This window comes from Chryseobacterium sp. CH25 (assembly GCF_004119455.1).
In the GTDB taxonomy this organism is placed as follows: domain Bacteria; phylum Bacteroidota; class Bacteroidia; order Flavobacteriales; family Weeksellaceae; genus Chryseobacterium.
On sequence record NZ_NRQT01000005.1, the window covers coordinates 353,930 to 378,576 of the forward strand.

Genomic DNA, 24,647 nt, shown 5'->3' on the forward strand with positions numbered 1-24,647 from the left:
TTATTTTGAAATTAAGAAATTAAGTTCTGCTCCAATCTGATTTAGTCTTTCCAGGCTGTCGATATAATCTGCTTTTGTTTTTACGGCTTGATTCACAAGTATTACCCAATTCAGATAATCTATTTCTCCCACATCCATCTGCTTTTGAGCTGTTTTCAGAATTGTTTCTGATTTTGGAAGCTGTTTCTGTTCATAGTTCTCAATGATTCTCTGCTGATTCATATAGTTACTCAACTGCTGTCCTAATCTGTTCTTAAGCTCGATTTCTTTTCTTTGATACTGATTTTCAGAAATCGCAATTTTGGCCTGTGCTGCTTTGGCTAATGCTCTCTGACCCTTAGTGAATAATGGAATTCCTACACCCACCTGAACAGAATTGAAACGATTGTTATTAATGTTTTTCATACTCTGATTGGTGTAGCCGATGAGTAGTTCCGGAAGCAATCTGCTTTTTTCAAGCTGTACTTCAGCCTCTCCTACTTTAATTTGCTGTTGCAGATATTGAAGTTCAGGATGTTGTTTTACCATTTCTTCTGAAACTTGAAGTCCTACATTCATTGTTGGCTTATCTGCAACAGGCTGGTAAGCTGTTTCCGACTGAAGAAGTAACTGAAGCTGTAGTTTTGCAATATTTAGGTCATTTTCAAGCGTATTCAGCTGAACTTTTATCTGTTCTTTCTGAATTTCCGCAGTAGATTCTTCTAAAATGTTGGCTTCTCCTTTTTTCAGTCTTAAACCAGCCTTATCGGCAAAATTGGTGTACAGTTGGCTGATATATTCCAATACTTTTTTCTTTTCCTGAAGGACTAAAATTCTATAAAAAACATCTGTAACTTCTTTGGTAAGCTGTGTTTTGGTAAGGTTTTGATTAATAACACTTGCCGTCCATTCCGCATCCAGCATCTGCTTTCTTTTTGAATAAACAGTTGGAAAACTGAATCTTTGAGAAATCCCGAATGAATTATCTGTCTCCTCGCCCTGAATCTGCCCGAAAGCTCCGGTAACTTCCAGCTGCGGAAGATCAAGATAGCTGGCTTTTAATTTTTCCTGATAGTCAGAGATTAATTTTGAGCTTTTAAGCGTTCCGTTTTGTTGATATGCTTTTTCCAGGGCCTGTTCAAAGGTGATATTTTCCTGGGCCTGAAGGCTTCCGAAAGAAACCAACGCCAAGAAAACAGACAGTTTTTTATAGTTTATTTTTTTAGAAAATTTCATTTTATCTTTATTAATATGTTCAAATAAGACGTAAAGAATTGGGAGTACAAATAGGGTTAAAAGGGTGGCAAGCATCAATCCGCCGATTACTACAGTGGCTAATGGTCTCTGTACTTCCGCTCCTGCTCCATTGCTGATAGCCATTGGAAGGAATCCCAATGAAGCCACAAAAGCAGTCATCAGAACCGGACGAAGCCTGATTCTTGTTCCCATCAATACAATTCTGCTGGTATTGGTTATTCCATTCTTTTTCAATCGGTTAAATTCTGATATCAAAACAATTCCATTAAGTACGGCAACTCCAAATAAAGCAATGAATCCAACCCCGGCACTGATACTGAAAGGCATTCCTCTAAGAGCAAGAAAATACACTCCACCAATAGCTGATAATGGTATTGCTGTATAGATTAATAAACTGTGTTTTACAGAACCGAAAGCAAAGAATAACAGTAAGAAAATCATCACCAAAGAAATAGGAACGGCAACCCCTAATCTTGCTTTGGCTTGATTTAAGTTTTCAAAAGTTCCTCCATACGCAATGGTGTATCCTGGGGAGAATTTCAGGTTCTTTCCTACTTTTTGCTGAAGATCTTCCACAACAGTCTGAACATCTCTTCCTTTTGCATTAAATCCTATGATAATTCTTCTTTTGGTATCCTCTCTCTGAATCTGGTTCGGACTGTCTTTAAGTTCTACTTTTGCCAGTTGAGACAAAGGAATTTGCTCTCCGGAAGCAGTAGGAACCAATAGATTCTGTATGCTGGTAATATCTTTTTTATAATCATTATCCATACGGACAACGATATCAAACTTTTTCTCTCCTTCATATAAAGCACCTGCAGCCTGTCCTGCAAAAGCCATATTAATCACTCTGTTGATTTCTGCTACAGAAATATTATATCTTGATAATTCGGAACGGTTATAATCTATTACGACTTGTGGAGCTCCTTCAACAGGTTCAATATACAGATCCTGAGCACCTTTTACAGTATTGATGATACTTCCCAGCTTTTTAGCATAGCTAGTAAGACTATCGAGATCTTCTCCGTAAATTTTACAGACGATATCCTGTCTGGCACCGGTCATCAATTCGTTAAAACGCATTTGTACCGGAAACTGGAAGCTAGTTGTTAATCCTGGAATAACACTTAATGCTTTGCTCATTTTTTCAGAAAGTTCCGGGAATGATTTTGCGGATGTCCATTCTTTTTTCGGTTTTAAAACAATAATCATATCTCCGGCATCCATGGGCATAGGTTCTGTCGGGATCTCGGCACTTCCGATCTTTACAACAATTTTCTGTATCTCTGGGAACTGTTTTAATAAAATACTGGAAGCCTGTGTGGTTACTTTTTTGGTCTCATTAATATTACTGCCCTGAAGAATCCTCATTTCAACAGCAAAATCTCCCTCTTCCAATGATGGAATAAATTCTCCACCCATTCTGGATAAGGTGAAAACAGCTCCTGCAAAAAGAAGAAGAACACTCAGAATAATTGTTTTTTTGTATTTCAAAGCCTTCATCAGGAACTTTTGGTGCCCTGTTTCCACTTTGGCCATTACTCTGTCAGAGATATTGTCTTTCTCCTTTTTCTTTCTGCTCAATACCAGTGAGCTCATCATAGGAATGTAAGTAAGAGAGAGAATAAACGCACCAATTAAGGCAAAAGCAACTGTTTGTGCCATCGGTTTGAACATCTTCCCTTCAATTCCCTGTAACGTAAAAATTGGAAGGTATACGATAAGAATAATAATCTGCCCGAAAACCGCACTGTTAACCATTTTGGTGGCAGAACTGGAAACCTGGTCATTCATTTCATTTTTACTCAGCATATTATCCTTTCCAAAATGCTTTTTGTGAGCTAACTGATGCAGAACAGCTTCTACAATGATAACTGCTCCATCTACAATAAGACCGAAATCCAGGGCTCCAAGGCTCATAAGATTCCCTCCAACACCAAAGATATTCATCATAATAATGGCAAACAGCATGGCCAAAGGAATCACCGAGGCAACTAATAATCCGGCTCTGAAGTTTCCAAGGAATAGAACAAGGATGAACACAACGATTAAAGCTCCTTCCATCAGGTTGGTTTTTACCGTACTGATGGTGTTGTTAACCATTTTTGCACGGTCAAGGAAAGGCTCAATCACAACCCCTTCCGGTAAAGATTCCTGGATTTTTTCAAGTCTTTGCTTGATATTGCCTATTACCTGATTGGCATTTTCTCCTTTAAGCATCAATACAATGGCTCCGGATACTTCTCCCGTATCATTATAAGTCATGGCGCCATACCTTGTCGCATATCCAATCTTCACCGTAGCAACATCCTTGATATGAACCGGAATGCCCTCTTTAGTTTCTGCTACCTGAGTATTTCCTATATCTTCAGTTGTTCCCAAAAGACCTTCACTTCGGATAAAAAGAACGGTTTCTTTCTTTTCTATGTAAGCTCCACCGGTATTTTGGTTATTCTTTTCCAACGCTGCAAAAACGTCATTGATATTAATATTAAAAGCCTGAAGTTGATTAGGGTTAATAGCAATTTCATACTGCTTCAGCTTTCCACCGAAACTGCTGACATCTGCAACACCTTTTGTACCTAGTAACTGTCGTCTGACTACCCAATCCTGAATGGTTCTGAGCTCTGTTTCATCATATACATTTTCATACCCTTTTTTGGCTCTTACCACATATTGGAAGATTTCTCCCAATCCAGTAGAAATAGGTCCCAGTTCAGGTTTCCCAATTCCGGCAGGAATGTTTTCCTGAACAAGCTGTAATCGTTCCTGAACCTGTTGGCGGGCCCAATACACATCCGTATTATCATCAAAAACAACCGTTACTAATGATAATCCAAATCTGGAAAGGCTTCGGAGTTCTGTAATTCCGCTGATGTTACTTGTGGCCTGTTCAATAGGGAACGTGACAAGACGTTCAATATCTGCAGCTCCGTAAGATGGCGCGGTAGTGATAATCTGTACCTGATTATTGGTGATATCAGGTTGAGCATCAATGGGTAGTTTAGTCGTTTCATATACTCCGAAAAGAACCAGCCCAATGGTGAACAGAGCAATGATGAGTTTATTCTTTACAGAAAACTCAATAATTTTGTTTAACATGAAAAAATTATTAATAGATAATCTGTAGTCTTTTATAAACTGCTTGTAATGGATAGATGAACCACAAAAGTCACAAAGCTGGCTTAAGTTTGGAACAAGGTTGAATAAAAGCTCACAAAAGAATAAAAATCAAAGATTTTCAAAATGCAAGTGTAATTTTATTTTAAAAATAAAGCAGAATAATGTAGTACTACAAGATTGATTGATAAACAATAAAGATTGATTACCTTAAGTAGAACTTAAAGTATTTGTTTGTGATTTTGAATCAGTTAAGAAAGCCGTGGAGGCTGGAAAATATTGGAAAGGTAAAGGTTTGAGAAGTCCTTTTCCTGATAAATGCTGTTTTTCTGAAGGATTCTGATCTCCTTAGGTTTTTTGATTTCAAAAGTATAATCAGGAAGCTGTGCATGTACAGTGAGTACAATAGGTGGATTGATAAACGGAAGCTTTTGATCCAGATCCCAGTCAGCATCTTTTTTATGGTTGTCATAATGCTCCATAACAAACTCTGAAAGGTTTCCTTCATATTCCATGAAATGTTCTATAAACATAGGCACCTTTAGAACTTCCCCCGCATTGGTGGTAGCCAGCACATACATCATTGAACATATTATGGAGAACCATTTTAACATCCCTGCAAATATAAGGCTTAAATTTTTCCTGAAAAGACTCTGATGTTAATTTTATTTTAATTTGTAAGGCTAACAGCAGACTCACAGGCAATTTGTTCATTAAGAATTTTTAAAAAGAGTTCCATGGCGGGGCTGATCCATTTATTAGAATGATGAGCTGTAATCATGGTAATGGTACGCTGAAATCCTTTAATATCAATTTCTGTGATTTCTCCTTTTCTGATCTCTTCTTCTACAACAAAATGAGGAAGACACGCTATTCCCAGATTATTCATTACACTTTTTTTAATAGCTTCTATGCTCCACAATTCGATATTTTGGCCGGTTGTAATATTCTTCTTCTTAAGATATTCTTCAAAATACTGCTGGTAAACACCATTCGGGTCATTATTGATGACCGGACATATTTTAATCTGATCTTTTCTGTCAAAATTTCTTTCCTGTTGCGAAAATAAGGGTGATGCCATCACTCCCACCGTAAAAGTTGAAAGTTCTGTAACCCTGATCTGATCATCATATCCATGTACCTGGTAGTGAATCCCCAAATCAATATCATTTCTGATAATTTCTTTCTGAACTTCGTAGCAGTTTCTCACTTTTAATTTAAGTTTTACTTCAGGAGCTGTTTCAATGAACTCTTTCAGTACAGGTTGCAGGATATAAGTCAACAGGCTGTCAGAAACTGATATAGTAAGACTTCCTTCTATCTTTCTGTCTTTTGAATTCAGCTGTTTAATCTGTTCGATCTCCTCTTCTATCTTTTTGATGTGAGGAATCAGCTTCAAAGACTGTTCAGTAGGAAGCATTCTTCTGCCTATTTTTTCAAACAGAGGAAATTTTACTTCATTTTCAAGCTGTTGAATCTGATAACTGATGGCAGACAGAGAATAATTAAGTTCATTGGCTGCATCCTGAAAATTTCCTTTTTCCACGATGGTTTTAAAACTTTTGAGCTGATGAATGTCCATACTTTAATTTTTTCGAAGTAAAAGTATAAATAATTCCGATTGACTGAAGTGTTTTGGCTCTTTAATTTTGTCAAAAAAAATAGATATGTGGTTTTCATTTTTTATTTACACAGTGCTAACGGCACTTCTTCCCGGTCCCAATAATATTCTTGCTCTTAACAGCAGTATGAAATCAGGATATCAAAAGAGTAAAATATTACTTTGGGGAATTTACTCAGGCTTTACAGTAGTTATGGTATTGGCTGCTTTTTTCACAGGAATTCTTTTGAATTCGTATGGCTTTCTTCTCAACTATCTCAAATATGTTGGGGCTGTTTATCTTATTTATCTTGCATGGTCTGTAATGTCCGGAAAACCAGTGGAAATTGATACTCAGCAGAAAGAGCAGTCTTCAGGTTCTAAAGGAGATTTTTGGAAAGGATTTCTGTTACAGTTAGTAAATGTTAAGATTATTATTTACGGAATAACGGCATTTAGTAGCTTTATTTTTCCTCAGTTCAAAGAGATCTGGATTATTCTTGTATTTGCTTTTTTACTTTCCGCGATAGGCAATTCTGCTACCTGGATATGGGCTGTTGCCGGACAAAAGTTACATCGTTTTCTGAATCGTCATTATAAAGTGGTTAATACAGTTATGGGAATTCTCCTTTTATACTGTGCTATAAGTTTATTTCTTTAAAAAGTCAGAATAGAAAACCTCTTCCTGAATTTATAGTCTTTGCTGAATATAATGCCTTTGCGAACGAAGAATATGCAGTTTATTGAATTTTCTTGCGATCTTCGCGTTTAAATTCTAATTACAATTTAGATTTAAGCCTGCTTAAAGTTTCCTGAGAAATATTGAGGTAAGAAGCCACCATTTTATTGGAAAGCCTGCGAACAATAATTGGGTTTTCAGCCAGTAACTGACGGTATTTTTCTAATGCATCCTGCATGAGAAAAGACATTAAGCGCTTGGTATTCGTCACGTAGGCTATTTCAAGATAAATTCGGTAGAATTTTTCCCATTTCGGAATGATTTCCAGCAGATGATAAAAGTCTTTATGAGTGATATAATACACTTCAGTATCTTCCACAGCCTGAATGAATTCTTCCGATGGTTCTGAGGTAATAAAACTTACTAAGGCTGTTGCAAACTGATTTTCAAAGGCAAAATAACGGGTAGACTCCTGCCCTTCCTCATTGATAAAGAATATTCTGAGACAGCCATTAGTGACAAAAAAAGTTCTTTGGCTGGACTGGCCATTGGTGAGAAGTAGTTCATTTTTCTTTAATGAAATAGACTTAAAATAAGATAAAATTATTTCTATCTCTTCATCTGTTACCGATATTTTATTCTGAATATATGTAATCAGCTGTTCTTTCATGTATCTGGGGCTGTCATTAGCAAATGTAGTGATAAATGCACTATTGATCTATGTTTTCATTCTGTTTTTGTAAATAGACAAATTGGGCTTCATTGTTTTCATTTCTATATTATTCCGTTATGCGGAGTATTTATTCCGTTCTAAGGAGCTGGGTTTCATATTCAGATCTGTAAGTTTGTGTCAGCCAAAAATTATTTAAGACTATTATTAATTATTGGTGAATAAGCTAAGATGAGTGTTCATCGGAAGCTGAAAGAAAGAAATGTGAATTTATGATTTGTTGGTTAATGAAGGGTTAGATGTAATTGATCTTGTATAGCTTATTTATTTCATTTTTTCTCTATTTCAGCTTCCTTTTACAGTACATCTTTTTTCTTTTAAACTCTTACAATTATAAGGATGGAACAGCAGAGACAGCTTATTTTGAATGGAAATATGCCGAAAGTAATGTGGCAGATGTCCTGGCCTGCAGTGATTGCTATGGTAATGTATGGACTGAATAATTTTCTTGACGGAATTTTTGTAGGACATCTTATCAGTAATACAGCATTAGCAGCAGTGGGGGTTGCCTACCCTTTAGCACAGTTTGCCCAGGGATTTGGAACGTTGATAGGTACAGGTATAGGATCAGCGGTAAGTATTTGGATTGGAGCTAATGATAAAGATAAACTTAGCAAAGCCATGGGAACCGTTAATTTTCTTACCCTGATATTTTCGGTTGCCATTACAATTCCATGTTATATTTTCGCGAAAGAACTGGTGTATATGATGGGCGGAAGAGGGGAAATTCTGACATTAGGAGTAGAATACTTTAGAGCAACCATTCTGGGTAGCTTTTTCTGGATTCATGGGCTAGCACTGAATATGTTGATCCGTGCTGAAGGAAGAATGAAAACTGCTGCATGGATGATTGCGGTAGGATTGGCTGTAGATGTAGCATTAAAACCCTTGTTCATTGATTCCTTTGGCGGCGGTGTAAGTGGAGCAGCCTGGGCAACCAATATTTCTATGATCATTTATATGGTATTGGGTATCTGGTATTATGCATCCGGAAAAGCCTCTTTTAAAGCTCACTTTTGGTCTTTACAATATGATAAAACGATTATCAGGGAAGCTTTGGCTCTGGGAATGCCCGGTTTTATCATGATGGTAATGATTGTTGTTCAGAATATTGTAGTCTTTAATGTAATTGCTAAATATGGAAAAGATACAGATGTAACATTCTTTACAGCTGTCAATAGGTTTTATATTTTATTAAATACTCCGCTCTGGGGTCTTATGAGAGCGTTGCAGCCTGTATCAGGGATGAACTTCGGGGCTGAAAAATATGAAAGAAGCATTAAAGCGTACAGGCTTTTCTCCTTTACCGGGCTTATCATTTTGATTCCTTTTTGGCTTTTTGTGATGTTTTATCCATCAGAGGTTTTGTCTGTAATGATTCCCAATGTGTCTTTCCAAACAAGCCAGCTAACCGATTTTAGGATTTATATGAGTGTTTTGCCTGCCCTTCCGTTTATTTTTATGGCAATGGTCTGGTTTCCTTCTGTAGAAAATGCAAAACCTGCTACGGTGATAAGTATTTTAAGACAGCTGGTTCTCTACATTCCGGCTCTTCTTATCATTCCGATGCTGTATGGAATTCACAGTATTTATATTATAAGTGCAGTTATAGAATGGATCGTGTTTGGTGGAGTTATTTATTTGATATCATTAAATTTCAAAATGTTAAGAAAAAACGAGATATTTTAGTGAATGGTTATTTTTAATTAAAATAAATATTTTTTAAAAAAAATGCGCATACGATGTAATGCATAATATAAATTTTGCTTATATTTGTGAATCGAAATAATTTTTTTTCATCATTTGTGTTTTTTTAAGGTCTCCTATTTGGGGGCCTTTTTTGTTTTTATAAACATAATAATGCATTATTTTTTATTTATATGATAAATGGTTAAAAAAGGGAATTATCTTAAAATATAAAACTGCCAAATGCTTTTATATAGCTGTTTTTGTTGTTTTTTTAATGTTAATAAATCCCTTTTATCAGACCTAAGTTAATATTTTTCACAAAATCTGTAGGTCTAAGCTTCATAACCGATAGAAAACTTCTGGTATATGCCTGTACACTCTTATACCCTACCTCATACGCTGTTTCAGAAATGGTCTGGTTTCCTGAGCTCAGTAATTCCAGGCTTTTAATGATCCTGAGCATCTGCTGATATTGGCTTAATGTAAGACCTGTTTCTTTTTTGAATATCCGCTCTAGGCTTCGGGATGAAAGTAATGCCAGTTCACCGAGACCTTCTATTCTGATCTCTGCATTATAATGGTGATGAAGGTATTCAATCACCTTTTCAAGACGTTTGTCTTTAGGGAGACAGATGTGGAGCTTCAGAGAATGTTCAACAAAATGAGGAAGTTCATTAAAAAGGGCTTTTAAGAATACCGTTTCACCAGAATCCTTTTTCATCAATTTGGACCATTTTTCTGCATATTTTATCATTTCTCTCAATACTGGTGGTACAGAAAAAACATTAACCTCATCATAAAAAGAATCCTTTCGTTCTGTATCCGCAAACATAATCATCAGCTTGATCTTTTCAGAATGAGAGTTGGTTTTGTGTATAGCATTGGGGGGGATCCAGGCAGCATGATTCTGAGGAAGAAGGTAAATCCGTTCTTCAATCGTGATGTACTGAAATCCACTTTCTACATACACCAATTGCCCTTTATCGTGCTGGTGGAGAACATTATCGTGAATCCAGTTTTCTTCAAACCATACAAAATAAGGTTTGTTAAGTTCATCTATTTTGATACTGTCGTTGGCATTCATGTCGTTTTAGGTTAAAACTTTGGCAAAATTAAACAAAATTACTATGCTAATTTTGTACAAAAGTTTTTACTATGATGAAGAACGAAGTAAAAAAGAATGCTTCTTATGTTTTAATGATTCTGAATGTGTTGGTGGTGATATTGATTTCCAGTAATCTCAGGTCTCCTATTGTTGCCGTTTCGCCAGTGCTTGGAGACGTAAGAGATGCTTTAAAACTGGATAATTTCCAGGTGAGCCTTTTGACCTCTATTCCACTTTTTATGTTTGCGGTATGTTCTGTTTTAGTGAGCAGATTTTCCAATAAGTTTGGAATAAGCAAACTGTTGATGTATTCATTGATTATTTTAAGTTTTGGATTGTTTCTGAGAATTTCAGGCTCTCTTTGGCTGTTGTTTGCAGGTTCAGTATTTATTGGTTTGGGAATTTGTATTGGAAATGTCGTAACTCCCGGATATGTTAAGAATAATTTCCCGAAGCAGATTGGTTTAATGACTGGGATTTTTGCTGTTTCTATGAATCTTACGGCTGCTCTGGCTTCAGGCTTTAGTGTAAGAATCGGAGAGTGGACGGGATTTGGATGGCGTGGTTCTTTGGGAATCTGGTTGATAATTGCTGCACTGGGATTTGTAGTCTTGATTCTTGAAATGCTGTTCAATAAGAAAAATTCAGATCAGCCTAAAACGGCTATGGGAACTTCTGATTTCAATATGTTTAAATCTTCCCAGGCCTGGAATATCAGTATTTTTATGGGATTACAGTCCTTATTCTATTACTGTATGGTAGCGTGGCTGCCTTCATTCCTTACCGATTACAATATGTCTGGGGAAAGTTCGGGATGGGTTCTTTTTGTGATTCAGATTACAATGATTCCTATAACATTCTGTTGTCCGATTATTGCCAGTAAAATGAAAGATCAGAGAATCATGATCCTGTTTATCTGTGCACTGATGTTTGGTAGTACTATGATGTTTGTTTTCCTGAAGTCCCAATGGATTTATGTCAACGCTGTTATTATAGGAATTTCTAATGGGCTGTCTTTTAGTTTATCCATTTTGTTTTTCTCTACAAGAACGAAAAGTAGTATTAATGCAGTGAAGATCTCCGGAATGGCACAGTCTGTAGGATATCTGATTGCTGCCTTTGGGCCGCCAGTGTTTGGAAAACTGCATGATTGGGATATCTCCTGGAATACTTCATTCTACTTTTTGAGTGTTGCTGTATTAATCATGCTTTATTTCGGATTGAAAGCAGCAAGAAATAAATGTGTAGAAGATTAATTGTATAGTTTTAATGATAAAAAAGAGGCTTTTCAAACAAAAACAGCCTCTTTTTTATTGAAATAACAACCTTTAAAGCTTAAGAATTAAGAGTGTTTTAATCAAGATGAACCTCTTCCCCATCTTTTGGAATAAAGCATTGGTTTTCATATTTTTTTCCATTAATCTTTTCCTGAATAAAGGCTCTGTCTTCTTTACAATGACTTACGGCTTCTAAGTGGGTTACCCAGATTTTTGCCTGAGGAGCATACTGACAGACTTTAATAATATCTTCGCTTGTCATAATAATAGGATCTCCCATAGTAAATGTGGCAGCTCCACCGGCAACAATAATATGTTGTGGCTGATGTTTACTGATTTCATTTTCAATACCCTTGTACCAAATACTGTCTCCCACAATATAGACAGATTGGTTTTCTTTTTTAAAAACAAATCCATTCACAGTTCCCATTCTGTCGCCAATTTCTCCAGTACCATGTTGTCCCTCTGTTATTGAAATGTCAATATTATTCCAGAAGATATGATCTTCGATAGCTATGATATTCTGAAAACCTTGTTTTTCAATTTGCTCTGAAATAACAGCAGGACAGAGAATTGTTGTTGTTTTATCCATGAGTTCTATAGCAGTGGGATCCCAATGATCTGGATGTAAATGGGTAATGGCTACTGCATCTATGGTTTGAAGCTTTTCTATTAACTCTTCCCGGTTAAAAGGTAAATCCAGCAAAGGATTCTGTAAATCATTATCTGTCATGGGAAACGTGCCCAGAGACCCTTTCTCTCCAAGCATAGGATCAATAAGAATAGAGGTTTCATTAATATTCAATAGCAATGTTGCATTGCGCCATAATTGTAATTTCATTTGCTTAAGTTTGTAGGGCAAATCTATTGGTTAACCCAGATAAGGCAATCGAAGGTTACCAAAAGGTTATCCATTTACATCTAAGGAACCTATGAATTTTGAAGAGTTTAAAAACTGTGGTCTGAGAAAAAGCCTTGACATTCTTTCGGGAAAGTGGAAGCCACTGATCTTACATAATCTTTTTGAAGAAGAACAGGTGCGTTTTGTAGAATTATGGCGGAGTATGCCGAGAGTCTCTAAAAAAGTTCTTGCAGAACAGCTTAAACAATTGGAGGAAGATGGTATTATTCAGCGGAATGAAGTCTATAATTTCCCACCAGAAGTGTATTATAAACTTACTGATAAAGGGCAAAAGTTGGGGCCTATTCTTTCCAAGCTTCATGCATGGGGAAATGAGCTTAGCTCTTGCGAAGATAAGTGAATTCTTTTTCCATAGATTTTTATATCACAGAAAATTATAGAGCCTTATAGATTTGAAAGTCTATAAGGCTAAATTTTTAAGTAAAAAATATGCTTAGTTCTGAAACTGATCCAACACTTCAAGAATATTCTGATACACGGTATCCAGTTCTTCAGAAGTAATACAATACGGTGGTACCAGATAAAGAACGTTTCCTAAAGGTCGCATAATAACTCCTCTCTGCAAAAACTCATTATAAAGTTTTTTACCGATTTCATTGAAGTAAGAAGTACCGTCTCCGGTTTTAAAATCAAAAGCCAGAATAGTTCCAATCTGACGGACGTTTTCAACTCTTGGATGAGAAGCCAATACTGTTATAAATTCAGAGTGTTGCTGAGAAATACATTTGATCTTCATTTGGGTTTCTTTTTGAAGTAATAATTCCATACTGGCCAATGCTGCGGTGCAGGCTAATGGATTAGCAGTAAAAGAATGTCCATGGAATAATGTTTTATACTTATCATCAGACCAGAAAGCATCATAAATTGTTTGGGAACAGGTTGTAATTCCCATAGGCATGGTTCCACCTGTAAGTCCTTTTGAAAAGCACATAATATCCGGCTGTTCGGTAAGATAATTGGCTGCAAAAAGTTTTCCGGTCCTTCCGAATCCTGTAAAAACCTCATCCTGAATCATCAGAACACCCTGTTCTCTACAGAATTTCATCAGGCTATTCAGATCTTCAGCTTCATACATCAACATTCCTGCTGCTCCCTGGACTAATGGCTCATAAATAAAACAAGCCACCTCATCAGCAATCTCTTTAATCTGAGCCTGTAGGCTATCCAGATTTTCAGTATTAGGAGTGTCGATGAATATAACTTCAAACAATCTGCTCTCAAAAGGTTTAGTCCAATAGCTTTTTCCACTTACGGACATCGCTCCAAAAGTATCGCCATGATATGCATTTTTAAAAGCCAGGATTTTCGTTTTTTCTTTTCCTTGATTGTGTGCGTACTGAATACACATTTTTAAAGCTACTTCCACGGCTGTAGAGCCATTGTCAGAATAGAAAACTTTAGTCTGGTTGCCAGGTAAGAGTTTCAGTAGATTTTCTGAAAGCTGTGTTGCCGGTTCGTGGGTGAATCCTGCAAAAATAACCTGCTCCAGCGTGTTTAGCTGTTCAAATATACGTTGGGCGATATAAGGATGGGAATGTCCGTGAAGCGTTACCCACCAAGAGGAAACCACATCCATGTATTTTTTACCTTCAGAATCATAAAGGTAAAGTCCTTGGCCCTTTACAATAGGAATGATCTCATCAGCGGTTTTCATCTGGGTGTAAGGATGCCAGTTGACGGCTCGATCTCTTTGTTGTAGACTGGTTGGGGTTATTGTTTCCATGTATTGATTAAAATGTATTGGTGACCTTGAAAGTCAGGTTTATTTTTTTGGTTTTAACGCAATGTCCGCTAGGGTTCTACAATAATGCAGTATGATTTTTAAGGTCGCAAAGGCGTTTTACTCAGCAAGGATTGTTGTAAATGCCTTCTATTGTAATTTTTGCAATGCCTTTGCGAACGGAAAATATGTAGTTTCATTACGCTTCTTGCGACCTTGGCGTTTAAATTATCAATCAAAAGCTAAAGAAATTTGGAAAGCAATTCAAGAATACAATTCAAAATGCTCTGTATTAAAATCCAGAAACTCATAATTAATGATTTATAATTGTTTAGCAGCAGGTTTCTTTTTTCATCATTGGTTTCAGACCAAGAGTCTGTAGCATTTGCATGTCTTCAGAAACACCCGGATTAGGAGTTACCAACAGTGTTTCTCTTTCTCCCGTGAAGATAGAATTGGCTCCGGCCATAAAACACCAAGCCTGTTCTGTTTCTGTCATTTCTATACGCCCAGCACTCAGTCTTACCATAGAAGAAGGCATTACGATTCTTGCGGTGGCAATCATTCTTACCATTTCCCATGTGTCTACCTTCTCGTTATCTTCCAGTGGGGTTCCTTCTACCCTTGCCAATGCATTGATAGGCACGGATTCCGGATGCTTAGGCATTGTAGCCAATGTTAGAAGCATAGAAATTCTGTCTCTGTGTGTTTCTCCAAGTCCGATGATTCCACCGGAGCAGACTGTGATTCCTGCTTTTCGGACATTATTAATGGTATTAATTCTATTGTCAAATGTTCTGGTAGAAATAATTTCTTCATAGTATTGTTCCGAAGTATCAAGGTTGTGATTGTAGGCATACAATCCCGCTTCCTGAAGTCTTATCGCCTGTTCTTCGGTAAGCATTCCTAATGTACAGCATACTTCCAGTCCAAGATCGTTTACTCCTTTTACCATATCAATTACTCTGTCAAAATCGCGATTGTTACGAACTTCACGCCATGCTGCTGCCATACAGAAACGGGATGAACCGCTGTCTTTTGCTTTCTGAGCATGAGCAATTACTGTTTCTGTGGGTAATAAAGCCTGTACTTTAATGTTGGTGTGATAACGGGCAGCCTGTCCGCAGTATGAGCAGTCTTCCGGGCAACCACCGGTTTTGATGGATAATAAAGTGGAAATTTGTACTTCGGACGGATCATGCCATTCGCGGTGTACTGTTGCAGCTTTGTAAATAAGCTCCATAAGGGGTAAGTGATAAATTTCTTCTATTTCTTCTTTGGTCCAGTTGTTTCTGATTGTTGTTGTTTTATCCATTATCATAATTTTGTTATTGTTAATTGTTTTGCCGTAGCTGTAATGTGTTCTTTATCCGAACTTTTTATTTCGGGTATTTTGATAATTTTTGTTTCTTTTGTGATGAAGTTTAAGATTACTCTTTCGGTGTCTTCTGGGAAATCTCCATTGAGAATCAGGTATTCCAGTTTTATATTTCTTTGTTGTAAAGCCATCACTGAAAGTAAAGTATGATTGATGCAGCCTAAATAATTTCTCACAACAAGGGCTGTTGGAAGTTTAAATTTTTCAATCAAATCAATCATAAAAGTATTATCTGAAAGTGGGACCATTAGCCCTCCTGCTCCTTCTACAATCAGATTGTTTTGAGTTTCAGGGAGCTGAAAATCATCAAGGCTGATCTGTATATTTTCTGCTCTTGCAGACTGATGTGGAGATGCTGCCAATTGAAGACGGTAGGTTTCCGGATGGCAGAAGGTTTGATCTGTCCAGTTTTCTATTTTATTTGAATCTGTAAAATGAAGGTCTCCTGATTGTACGGGTTTCCAGTAATCAGCTTTAAAATATTGTACTAAAATGGCAGAACAGACTGTTTTTCCAATTTCAGTTCCTATTCCTGTTATAAATAGTTTCATGCGGGGTTTTGAGTTAAGTGATACGAGGATGTGAGCTGCCATTTTTCTGAATGTTTTTTCTTAAATAAAGCCTTTAATAATTTCTGTAAGTTTTACAATCTCCTCTTCTGTATTAAAGCTGTGAAGGCATATTCTAAGTCTTTCGGTTCCTTCTTTTACAGTTGGACTATAAATGGCGTAGGTTAAAAATCCTTCCTCTGATAATCTTTCCTGTAAAGATTTTAATTTTTTATTGTCAGGAATGATGATTGCCTGAACCGGACTGTTTTCTGAAGAAGGAGATTCTAATCCCTGGCTTCGGAATATTTTTATGTTTTCATGAAGTTGTGCCGGAAACTCCTGGTGCTCTTCCAGAAAATCATATCCTGTTTTAATGCTCATCCATTGAAAATCCTGTGCGGAAGTGGTATAGATAAATGGAGATGCAAAATTCACCAGATAAGATTTTATGCTGTCATTGCAAAGTATCGCCGCACCGTGGGCACCTAAAGCCTTGCCGTAAGTGATTACATTGGCGGTCACCTGATCCTGTAAATGATATTGATCCACCAAACCATTTCCAAAAACTCCGAATGCATGGGCCTCATCAACAATTAAGTCTGCTTCATATTGCTTTGCTAATCCAGCGATTTCACGAATCGGGGCTAGATCTCCTTCCATTGAATAAAGACTTTCTATGGCAATATAACAATGCTTTTCCTGTCTTTTTAAAATGTTTTCCAGATCTTCAATATCATTATGTCTGAATTTTAATTTTCGGGCATTCGACATTTTACAGGCATCATGTACTGAACGATGGATCTGTTCATCCACAATAATGGTATCATGACGGTCCGGAAGTGTTGAAAACAAAGCTAAATTGGCGTTATAGCCGGATGGAAAAAGCAATGCAGAGGAAAACTGGTGTTTTTCAGCAATACATTTCTCCGTAAAAGCTGCTACCCTGCTATTTCCACTAATCAGCCTGGAGCCGGTACTTCCTGAAAGCAGTTGAGGGTTTTCATTAATCTTTTTAACCAATAAATCCTGAAGTTCTTTGTTTTTAGCCAGTCCCAGATAATCATTGGAATAGAAATCAATGCCTTCAGCTTTTGGCTTTAAAGTTCTTAAAGTCCCCGCTTGTTCTCTTTTGCAGAGTGCTTCCTGAAAACGGTTAAGGTTTTTAAGCATAATTCAATTGAGCTACTTCTTCCGTGATAGCAGTAATCCACTGCTGATGCAGCTCTTTTTCAATTTCTAAGATCTTATCTGCGTGCTGCTGCCAGTCTTCAGAAAACTCATTAAGTTGGTTAATCATCTCTTCCAGATGTCCTTCTTCTTCCAGAATAATAGATTTTACCATGATTTTAGAAGATTCTTTTGTAAGAATTTCCTGATAAACGGGATAAAGTTCATCAGCACGCACTTCAATGGCGTAGGTTACAAAAAGATACGCTGCGTATTTCAGATCTTCTTTTGTAAGCTGAAAAGCCTCCTGAAGGTATCTGCAGGCCTTAATATCCAATGAATGCAGATATTGTCTGGTAGCCACAGGAGCAAGTAGTTCTCTGCTTTCATACGTTTTGCAAAGTTCCGGATCTATTTTTCCGATCTGCTTTTTAAGATAATAGGCATGACGATGTTCTTCGGCAGCATGTTTAAGCTGAATTTGTGATACGAGAACCGGATGTTCGCACTTTGATATTTTTCTTGCACCGGCATTTTCCATAAAAGAAAGAGTGTTCAGCCATTTGGCGTGAGTACTGCCGTCCTGTACTATTCTTTCAAGCAGATGATGAAATTCCATAGATTTTTATTTTGATGTCAAAAGTAGTATATTGCCGGATGGTTCTATGGTGCCAGTTTTTATATTATGGATAGTCCGGTTAAGATTCCTTATGAAAGTTTTATTAGAATAGATAGAAAATCAGAGACTTCTATTTATCTGCAAATTGCTAATCAATTGGTGAATGCTATTCAAAGAGGTTTTCTACCATTTGGAACGAAACTTCCGGGAACCAGAGCCTTCAGTGAGATTCTGGATGTACACAGAAATACAGCAGTAGCAGTATATGATGAACTGTCTGCCCAGGGTTGGGTGGAAAGTTTTCCCAACAAAGGAACTTTTGTCATTGGAAAAGACCAGGAAAAGCCTGTTAAAGTGAAAGATTTTGAAGAAAATAATCTTCAGAACTACCCCAAAACAACAGGATTCACTTTTAAGACCTCCAATATTTTAGATAATCCTTTTGAACATTCGGATTGTGAATATGTCTTTAATGATGGGGTGCCGGACATCAGACTTACCCAGATTGGACAGCATTCCAGGTATTATAGCTCTATTCTTAAACGGAAATCTACTCAGAAAGGTCTTGGACATTATAACCAGGATGGAAGTGAGTTTTTTAAAGAACATTTGTCCAGATATCTCAATTTATCCCGCGGGTTGCCCATTTCTAAGAACAATCTTCTGATTACAAGGAGTACGGAAATGAGTATTTATATTGTTTCCGAAATTCTTTTGTCTGCAGGTGATACGGTTTTGGTAGGCGATCTAAGCTATTTCTCAGTGAATATGATTTTTCAAAAAGCAGGTGTTACGATTGTCACCCTTCCGATTGATGAAGACGGGATTATTGTAGAGAGCGTTCGGGAAGCCTGTAAAAAGCAGAAAATAAGAATGCTTTATCTTACCCCGCACCATCACTACCCTACAACTGTGGCTTTAAGTGCTCAGCGTAGACTGGAATTGCTGGAGTTAGCCAATGAATATGGTTTTGTAATTCTTGAAGATGATTATGATTATGAATTTCACTATGATAAAAGTCCGATTCTTCCTTTAGCGAGTGCTGATACGAATGGTATGGTTATCTATATCGGGTCTTTTGGGAAATCATTAGCTCCGGGATTCAGGACCGGATTCATTGTAGCGCCTGAAAATCTTATGGTGGAAATGAGAAAACACCTTGGGATTATCGATCGTCAGGGTGATATTCTGATGGAAAGAACTTTAGGTGAAATGATTGAAGAAGGAGAAATTAACCGTTATCTGAAAAAATCGTTAAAGGTTTATCAGGAAAGGCGGGACCATTTCAGTGCTTTGCTTCAGGAAAATCTTGGGGAAGTGATCAGTTTTGAAAAGCCTTCGGGCGGTCTTGCCATCTGGATGGAATGGAATATTCCTATCAATCTGATGCAACTGAGCAGGAAGTGCGCCCAAAATAATCTGTTTATTCCCAAAACACTACTCTATCAAAATAAAAACCTTACGGCAATGAGACTTGGCTTTGGAGATTTGAGCTTTAATGAAATGGAAAAAAGTATTGAAATTCTTTCCCGGAATATTGTACACTTTAGATAAAAAACAGAATAAAAGAGGCTGTCTCCAAAAATCAAAAAAGATATCCTTTTGTCATTCTGAACACAGACTGAAGGTCTGCGAACGAAGTTCTGAAGTGTAGTGAAGAATCTCTATAATTTAAAATCTTCATTACATTATACTTTTTGACAGCCTCAATAAATAGTTATCCGTGTTTAATTTGAAGTTTTTTCTTAGGCTTCTTCTTTTTCCGGTTCAAATAAATAATGAATCCCGTAATAGGAAGTGAGGTTGCTATAATACCTGCTAGAAGATAAGCGATCCTACCAAATACTCCAAAAAGACTTCCGGTATGAAGATCATAGTTTCTTTCCCTTAATGCTGTACCACATCCTATCTTTTCATTTTTATAATCCTGATATTTTAAAATTTCTCCAGAATACTGGTCAAAATTATATTGTTCATTCTGATATTGCTTATTTCCATACGTGAGTTCTGCATAATAAGTACCTTCTTCTGATCTTGGAAAATTAATCATTGCTGATTTTTTATCAATCAGATCTTTCTCTACTTTTTGGCCAATACTGTTCAAAACAATTTCACGTTTCGTAAATTCTTCCGAAGGGATGCTGCTTTTGGCTTTCTGTTCAGTGGGAGCATTTCCATTCAAAGTGTTTTTTACCCATTTATCTATGTTTTCAAAATTCCAGATCACTGCTGAATAAGAAATAAAAATTAAAGGAATCACAGCATAGAACCCTAAAACATTGTGCAAATCATAATTAACTCTTTTCCAGCTTGCCGAAGTTTTAATGAAAAACATCCCTTTCAACATATTTTTACTCATCTTTTTAGGATACCAGATAATAAGTCCGGAAAAAAGAATAATGGCTAGCATTAATGTGGAATATCCTGTAATAGTTTTCCCTATTTTCTCTCCTAATAACAGTCTTCTGTGAAGATCCAGTACGATTTCAAAAAAATCATGTTTGGCATCTTCTACTTCCTGAACTTTTCCGGTATAAGGATCAATATAAACTCTATAATAATAAAGATAGGTTCCCCAGTAAGTTAAAGCCTCATTATCCATTTTAAGAGTACGGAACACGTAGGTTCGGGATGGATCAGAGGAAATTTGAACCCTTTTGATCTTTAGTTCATCGGGAAGAGCTTTTTCTGCTCGTAAAGAAAGTTCAGAAAGAGACAGTTTTTTGTTTCCAATGTTTTCTGTAAAATATCTGTTAGGATGGATGATGTGTTTTAATTCTTCTTCAAAAGCAAGAATACATCCGGTAGCAGCCATGATTACAACTACAAGCCCGGATGTTAACCCGAGCCATAGATGTAATTGAAGAACTGCTTTTCTAAAAGTAAGCTTCATGATTAAAATTTAAGACTTACCTCAGCAACAAAATTTCGAGGCATTTGAGCAACAATTACTCCTTGTCCTGCAAAATATTGAACATTCCCCAGATTATTCATTTTAAATCCTATTCTGTATCTTTCCTTTTCAAGAGAAACAGAGGCATTCACAAGAGTATAGGCTGGGAAAGTAAACTTCCCTGTTGTCTTTTTGTTTTCGCTGAGCTGATGACCAACACGGTTAACACCAAAACCTAAGCCTAATCCCTGTAAGCTACCAGATTGAAGGGTATAGCTTACCCAGGAATTAAAGACATTCGCAGGACCGGCAGAACCTGGGCGAAACCCGTCAAATTCTGGACCTGTATTAACAGATTTACTGTCATTGTAGGTATATCCGGTCATAATATTTAATCCCTGAAGTGGATTGGCTATAATTTCCACTTCAATTCCTTTGCTTCTTTGTTCTCCGTCCTGGGTCGTAATACCAAAGCTTTCCCCATTTTTGACTACATTAATTACTCTTTGGATATTATCAACCTTTATATCGTAGTATCCAACCGTAAAATTGATGCGGTTTTTCCAAAGGTTTCCTTTAAATCCAACTTCCCATTGATTGGCTTTTTGCGGCTTCATATCTCCACTATAATCAGCAAGCGGCTGATTAACCGGAGCTGTATAGCTAAATCCGTTCATATAGTTACCATAAACGGATAAACGGTCTTTTAAAATCTGATAAACCACCCCAAATTTAGGAGATAATGCAGTTTGTGAGAAATCTCCTGCACGGCTATTGTCATTTAGATTCAATTGTCCTTTGCTTTCATAATAATCGAACCTTAAGCTCAATAAAGTAATCAATCTGTCTGTGATGTAAAGGGCATCAGAAAGATAGGCTCCATAGATATTACTTGATATTGTATTTCTTATAAGTGGAGCTTTTGTAGCCTGCATTGAAGTCAGTATTTTTTGCAATGCAAGATCTTTTGAAATATAACCATATGTCTCCTTAGGAGTCTGCCCATTGACATCATCATATTTAACAATTGGTGAATGATTATTGTTCAGTGATTGGTTTAAATAATCTAAGCCGATAAGAACCTTATTTTTGATTTTTCCAATCTTGAACTGCCCATTGAAGTTCTGCTGAACACTTGTAGAAGCTGCTTCTGAATTCTGTGACTGAATATTACGTTCAAAACTTGCATCACTGTCTTTTGCTCTGATGAACTGATATTGATACAATCCTTCCGTTTTTCTATAGTTCCTTGAAATAAGAGTTTGAGACGTCCAGTTATCAGAGATTTTATAGTTAACCTCAGCTTTTACATTGATAGAAGGAGCCTTTAACGTCATATCATTATTGGAATATGATCTTTTCCAGTCAAAGCCCATCTCATCAGGAGTATGTGTTAAAAATGCTCGTCCTCTCGGAAGGAAAATAATCGGGGTATTAGTTCCTTCATAATTATAAATCTGAGCGCCAAGACTGAATTTCAGTTTATCATTGACCTGATAGCTTAAGGTTGGTGAAACAAAAAAAGATTTTCTGAATTCTGAATCCCTGAATCCATTTTGATACTGATAAGCAGCATTCAAACGGAACAGTGTCTTTCTGGAATCTGTTACAGGTCCGTAAACATCCACTGTTGCACGGTTTAAGTTATAGCTTCCCAACATATAAGAGATTTCACCCCCAAAATAATCTTTAGTTTTTTTGGTGACAATATTAATAAGACCTCCAAAAGAAGTTACAGCACCTCCGTATAGCGTTCCGGATGGCCCTTTTATGACTTCAATACGTTCAATATCTGCAGGGTCAATTTCTCCGTTAGTAGTAGCCGGAACCCCATCTACCATTGAGATTTTTGTAGGAAATCCTCTAAGACTGTAGTAGAAACTTCCATCACCGGAACCTCTACCAGGACTTCCCTGCATTTTTACCATTCCGGGAACATTTTTAACCGCTTCCGAAACATCATAAACAAGTTGTTCTTTCAGGATCTGTTGGTTAATGCTTGTATAAGCCTGTGGGTTTTCCAGATTTCGCAGTGGCATCTTTGAAACGGAGATACTGTCTTTATCCAAAAACTTATTTCTGCTGAAGGCGTATACTGTAATTCCTTCAATAACGTTGCTTTGTGTAGGGGCAAAAATGGTTGGTAATTCATAAATATCCTTCTCAATTCGGATTTTTTCCTGCATAAGTTCAATATCATTTAAAACAACTTGAAGAGTATATTCACCAGGAGCTACATTTTCAAAGTAAAAATCACCCTGGTTATTGGTTTTTTCCTGATATGAGGTATCAACAAGTCTTAAAATTGCATTTTTGACAGGTATCTTTTCAGTAACTAAAATTTTTCCGTGGATTCTCTCGCTTTGCTGGGCAGATAAAGTGGTAGAAAATAGTGTGAACGTTAAAAGTAATATAGAGGTTTTAAGTATTTTCATGTTATCGTTTTTGTATCAGTATATTGTTTTTCATTTTTTGAATTATCATTTCATAAAGTTTTTCTGTAGTGTTTAATTCTTAAAGTTTTCCATGTATCATTTCTTAGGATGATTAAAAAGTGAGTGACATAAAACAGAGGAAAGTGCTTCCCTTTTGTTTTATGAGGAAGAATAAAGGTGTTATTCATATACGTTTATAAAGTAGTTCAAGCTGGATAAATGGAATTAACTTTTCGTTTTGTTGAGTTTATATTGATGAAAATCAATATGTTGAAGGTAGTTTTTGTAAGAAAAGTTTTCATTAGTTTTTTGATTTATTCTTATTTGGAATAATTAAAAACAAAGATAAAAATAAATAGCAATAACTCTAATTTTTTAATTGAAATATCTATAGAACTGAAAATTTTGAATATTCTAAACCAATTTGAAATGAAAAAACCTTCTTAAGTATTGGTATTAAGAAGGTTTTTTGAATATAGTTTGTAATGATTTCTGTTATTTAAAATACTTGTCAAACAGAGTCAGTTGTTCAGATAATGAACGACTCCAGTATGAAGTGTCGTGAGCTCCTAAAGATTCCATATAAAGATGCTGTATCTTTTGTTCTGTAAGCTTAGCATGGAACTTCCTGTTTTGTCCGATCATCTGAACATCTTCTGTTCCACAATCGAAAATATAGCGTTGCCCGGCTGTTGCCATTAATTTAATCTTGCTGTCTGTAAGAAAATTAGCGTTGATAGATTCCAAAGGTCCTAGTACTTTATTCACCATATATTTATTGTATCCTTCACCGAACGAGTTAAAGTCTAAAGCTCCGCATGAGCTTCCTACAATCCCAAATATCTTGTTATAGGTAACCCCAATGTTGGTAGCTCCGTAACCTCCCATACTCCAGCCCAGAATTCCACGGAATTTCTTTTCAGCTTTTACAGGATAATTTTTATCAATAAACTCAACAAGTTCTTTTCCTATAAAAGTTTGATATTGTGAATCTTTAAGAATAGGACTGTCTACATACCAGGAACTGTAATTTCCATCAGGTAATACATAAATGGTTTTGTACTGTTGCGCTTTCTGAACCAGATCAGGAATATCTTCCTTGATAATTCTGTCCGGATTACCACTGAAACCATGAAGAATATATACAGATGGATAGGTTGTATTGGGTTGTACGTTAGGAGTAATAATAATGGTCTTGATCTTCTTATTCATCTTAGGACTGAAAATTTCCTGATGGATGATCTTCTGTGCTGAAAACTGTGCAAAGGCAGTAAGAACAACAGCAATGTTGATTAACTTTTTCATGCTTTTAAAATTTAATTAATGATGGACAGATCATGAATGTACCTCTTCTATAAATGTAAGCTCTTTTATTTACATAATCAATGGTTTCATGATCTTATGACAGAACAAATTTGCAGTGATAAAAATGGAAAAGCCTCAACAAATGTTGAAGCTTTTGTTAATTTATTTCTTTTTTTATACGACTGAGTTGCGTGGGAGTAATTCCTAAATAAGAAGCAATA

General features: G+C 36.4%; 19 protein-coding genes. 5 read left to right on the forward strand and 14 right to left on the reverse strand.

Annotated elements, in window-relative coordinates:
• The 3 genes from BOQ64_RS14520 to BOQ64_RS14530 all read right to left on the reverse strand — a co-directional run bounded on the left by BOQ64_RS14520 (nucleotide 1) and on the right by BOQ64_RS14530 (nucleotide 5,938).
• Nucleotides 1–4,338, reverse strand: coding sequence for a CusA/CzcA family heavy metal efflux RND transporter (locus BOQ64_RS14520; RefSeq protein ID WP_129057537.1), 4,338 nt, complete (start codon nucleotides 4,336–4,338; stop codon nucleotides 1–3).
• Nucleotides 4,339–4,607: 269 nt separating this feature from the next.
• A complete protein-coding gene (locus BOQ64_RS14525; RefSeq protein ID WP_129057538.1) occupies nucleotides 4,608–4,940 on the reverse strand; it encodes a hypothetical protein in 333 nt (110 codons plus the stop codon).
• Nucleotides 4,941–5,026: 86 nt separating this feature from the next.
• A complete protein-coding gene (locus BOQ64_RS14530) occupies nucleotides 5,027–5,938 on the reverse strand; it encodes a LysR family transcriptional regulator (RefSeq protein WP_129057539.1) in 912 nt (303 codons plus the stop codon).
• Between the two features lie 85 nt (nucleotides 5,939–6,023).
• Between BOQ64_RS14530 and BOQ64_RS14535 the strand changes: the two genes are divergently transcribed.
• Nucleotides 6,024–6,617, forward strand: a complete 594-nt coding sequence (locus tag BOQ64_RS14535) for a LysE family transporter (protein WP_129057540.1) — start codon at nucleotides 6,024–6,026, stop codon at nucleotides 6,615–6,617.
• Nucleotides 6,618–6,735: 118 nt separating this feature from the next.
• On the opposite strand, the gene BOQ64_RS14540 is transcribed toward BOQ64_RS14535, so the two are convergent.
• A complete protein-coding gene (locus BOQ64_RS14540; RefSeq protein WP_129057541.1) occupies nucleotides 6,736–7,305 on the reverse strand; it encodes a Crp/Fnr family transcriptional regulator in 570 nt (189 codons plus the stop codon).
• A gap of 399 nt (nucleotides 7,306–7,704) precedes the next feature.
• Between BOQ64_RS14540 and BOQ64_RS14545 the strand changes: the two genes are divergently transcribed.
• Nucleotides 7,705–9,054: an MATE family efflux transporter gene (locus tag BOQ64_RS14545; protein WP_129059741.1), complete on the forward strand. Its 1,350-nt coding sequence runs from the start codon at nucleotides 7,705–7,707 to the stop codon at nucleotides 9,052–9,054.
• 277 nt (nucleotides 9,055–9,331) lie between these two features.
• Here BOQ64_RS14545 and BOQ64_RS14550 read toward each other — a convergent pair whose 3' ends face one another.
• The gene (locus BOQ64_RS14550) at nucleotides 9,332–10,138 is read right to left on the reverse strand and encodes a helix-turn-helix domain-containing protein (RefSeq protein WP_129057543.1); all 807 of its coding nucleotides are present in this window, start codon (nucleotides 10,136–10,138) and stop codon (nucleotides 9,332–9,334) included.
• Nucleotides 10,139–10,209: 71 nt separating this feature from the next.
• On the opposite strand from BOQ64_RS14550, the gene BOQ64_RS14555 reads away from it, so the two are divergent.
• Nucleotides 10,210–11,415 carry a CynX/NimT family MFS transporter gene (locus BOQ64_RS14555; RefSeq protein WP_228448395.1) on the forward strand — a complete coding sequence of 402 codons (1,206 nt, stop codon included), beginning with the start codon at nucleotides 10,210–10,212 and terminating at the stop codon, nucleotides 11,413–11,415.
• A 97-nt stretch (nucleotides 11,416–11,512) separates the two neighbouring features.
• Here BOQ64_RS14555 and BOQ64_RS14560 read toward each other — a convergent pair whose 3' ends face one another.
• Nucleotides 11,513–12,277 (reverse strand): MBL fold metallo-hydrolase, encoded by a 765-nt coding sequence (locus BOQ64_RS14560; protein WP_129057544.1) that lies wholly within the window; start codon nucleotides 12,275–12,277, stop codon nucleotides 11,513–11,515.
• A 91-nt stretch (nucleotides 12,278–12,368) separates the two neighbouring features.
• Between BOQ64_RS14560 and BOQ64_RS14565 the strand changes: the two genes are divergently transcribed.
• Complete coding sequence (locus BOQ64_RS14565; protein WP_129057545.1) at nucleotides 12,369–12,698, forward strand: winged helix-turn-helix transcriptional regulator; 330 nt, start codon at nucleotides 12,369–12,371, stop codon at nucleotides 12,696–12,698.
• Nucleotides 12,699–12,791: 93 nt separating this feature from the next.
• Here BOQ64_RS14565 and bioA read toward each other — a convergent pair whose 3' ends face one another.
• From bioA to BOQ64_RS14590, 5 genes are all read right to left on the reverse strand, one after another.
• Nucleotides 12,792–14,081, reverse strand: a complete 1,290-nt coding sequence (bioA, locus tag BOQ64_RS14570) for an adenosylmethionine--8-amino-7-oxononanoate transaminase (RefSeq protein WP_129057546.1) — start codon at nucleotides 14,079–14,081, stop codon at nucleotides 12,792–12,794.
• A 328-nt stretch (nucleotides 14,082–14,409) separates the two neighbouring features.
• Nucleotides 14,410–15,393 carry a biotin synthase BioB gene (gene bioB / locus BOQ64_RS14575; protein ID WP_129057547.1) on the reverse strand — a complete coding sequence of 328 codons (984 nt, stop codon included), beginning with the start codon at nucleotides 15,391–15,393 and terminating at the stop codon, nucleotides 14,410–14,412.
• Between the two features lie 2 nt (nucleotides 15,394–15,395).
• A complete protein-coding gene (gene bioD / locus BOQ64_RS14580; protein WP_129057548.1) occupies nucleotides 15,396–16,007 on the reverse strand; it encodes a dethiobiotin synthase in 612 nt (203 codons plus the stop codon).
• A gap of 60 nt (nucleotides 16,008–16,067) precedes the next feature.
• Complete coding sequence (locus tag BOQ64_RS14585; RefSeq protein WP_129057549.1) at nucleotides 16,068–17,177, reverse strand: aminotransferase class I/II-fold pyridoxal phosphate-dependent enzyme; 1,110 nt, start codon at nucleotides 17,175–17,177, stop codon at nucleotides 16,068–16,070.
• Nucleotides 17,170–17,793, reverse strand: coding sequence for a hypothetical protein (locus BOQ64_RS14590; protein ID WP_129057550.1), 624 nt, complete (start codon nucleotides 17,791–17,793; stop codon nucleotides 17,170–17,172). Before BOQ64_RS14590 ends, BOQ64_RS14585 begins: the two co-directional genes overlap by 8 nt.
• A 66-nt stretch (nucleotides 17,794–17,859) precedes the next feature.
• On the opposite strand from BOQ64_RS14590, the gene BOQ64_RS14595 reads away from it, so the two are divergent.
• The gene (locus BOQ64_RS14595; RefSeq protein ID WP_129057551.1) at nucleotides 17,860–19,347 is read left to right on the forward strand and encodes a PLP-dependent aminotransferase family protein; all 1,488 of its coding nucleotides are present in this window, start codon (nucleotides 17,860–17,862) and stop codon (nucleotides 19,345–19,347) included.
• A gap of 163 nt (nucleotides 19,348–19,510) precedes the next feature.
• On the opposite strand, the gene BOQ64_RS14600 is transcribed toward BOQ64_RS14595, so the two are convergent.
• The 3 genes from BOQ64_RS14600 to BOQ64_RS14610 all read right to left on the reverse strand — a co-directional run bounded on the left by BOQ64_RS14600 (nucleotide 19,511) and on the right by BOQ64_RS14610 (nucleotide 24,426).
• Nucleotides 19,511–20,686 carry a PepSY-associated TM helix domain-containing protein gene (locus BOQ64_RS14600; protein ID WP_129057552.1) on the reverse strand — a complete coding sequence of 392 codons (1,176 nt, stop codon included), beginning with the start codon at nucleotides 20,684–20,686 and terminating at the stop codon, nucleotides 19,511–19,513.
• A gap of 2 nt (nucleotides 20,687–20,688) precedes the next feature.
• Nucleotides 20,689–23,121 (reverse strand): TonB-dependent receptor, encoded by a 2,433-nt coding sequence (locus tag BOQ64_RS14605; RefSeq protein ID WP_129059742.1) that lies wholly within the window; start codon nucleotides 23,119–23,121, stop codon nucleotides 20,689–20,691.
• 495 nt (nucleotides 23,122–23,616) lie between these two features.
• Nucleotides 23,617–24,426, reverse strand: coding sequence for an alpha/beta hydrolase (locus BOQ64_RS14610; RefSeq protein ID WP_129057553.1), 810 nt, complete (start codon nucleotides 24,424–24,426; stop codon nucleotides 23,617–23,619).
• Nucleotides 24,427–24,647: the final 221 nt, after the last annotated feature.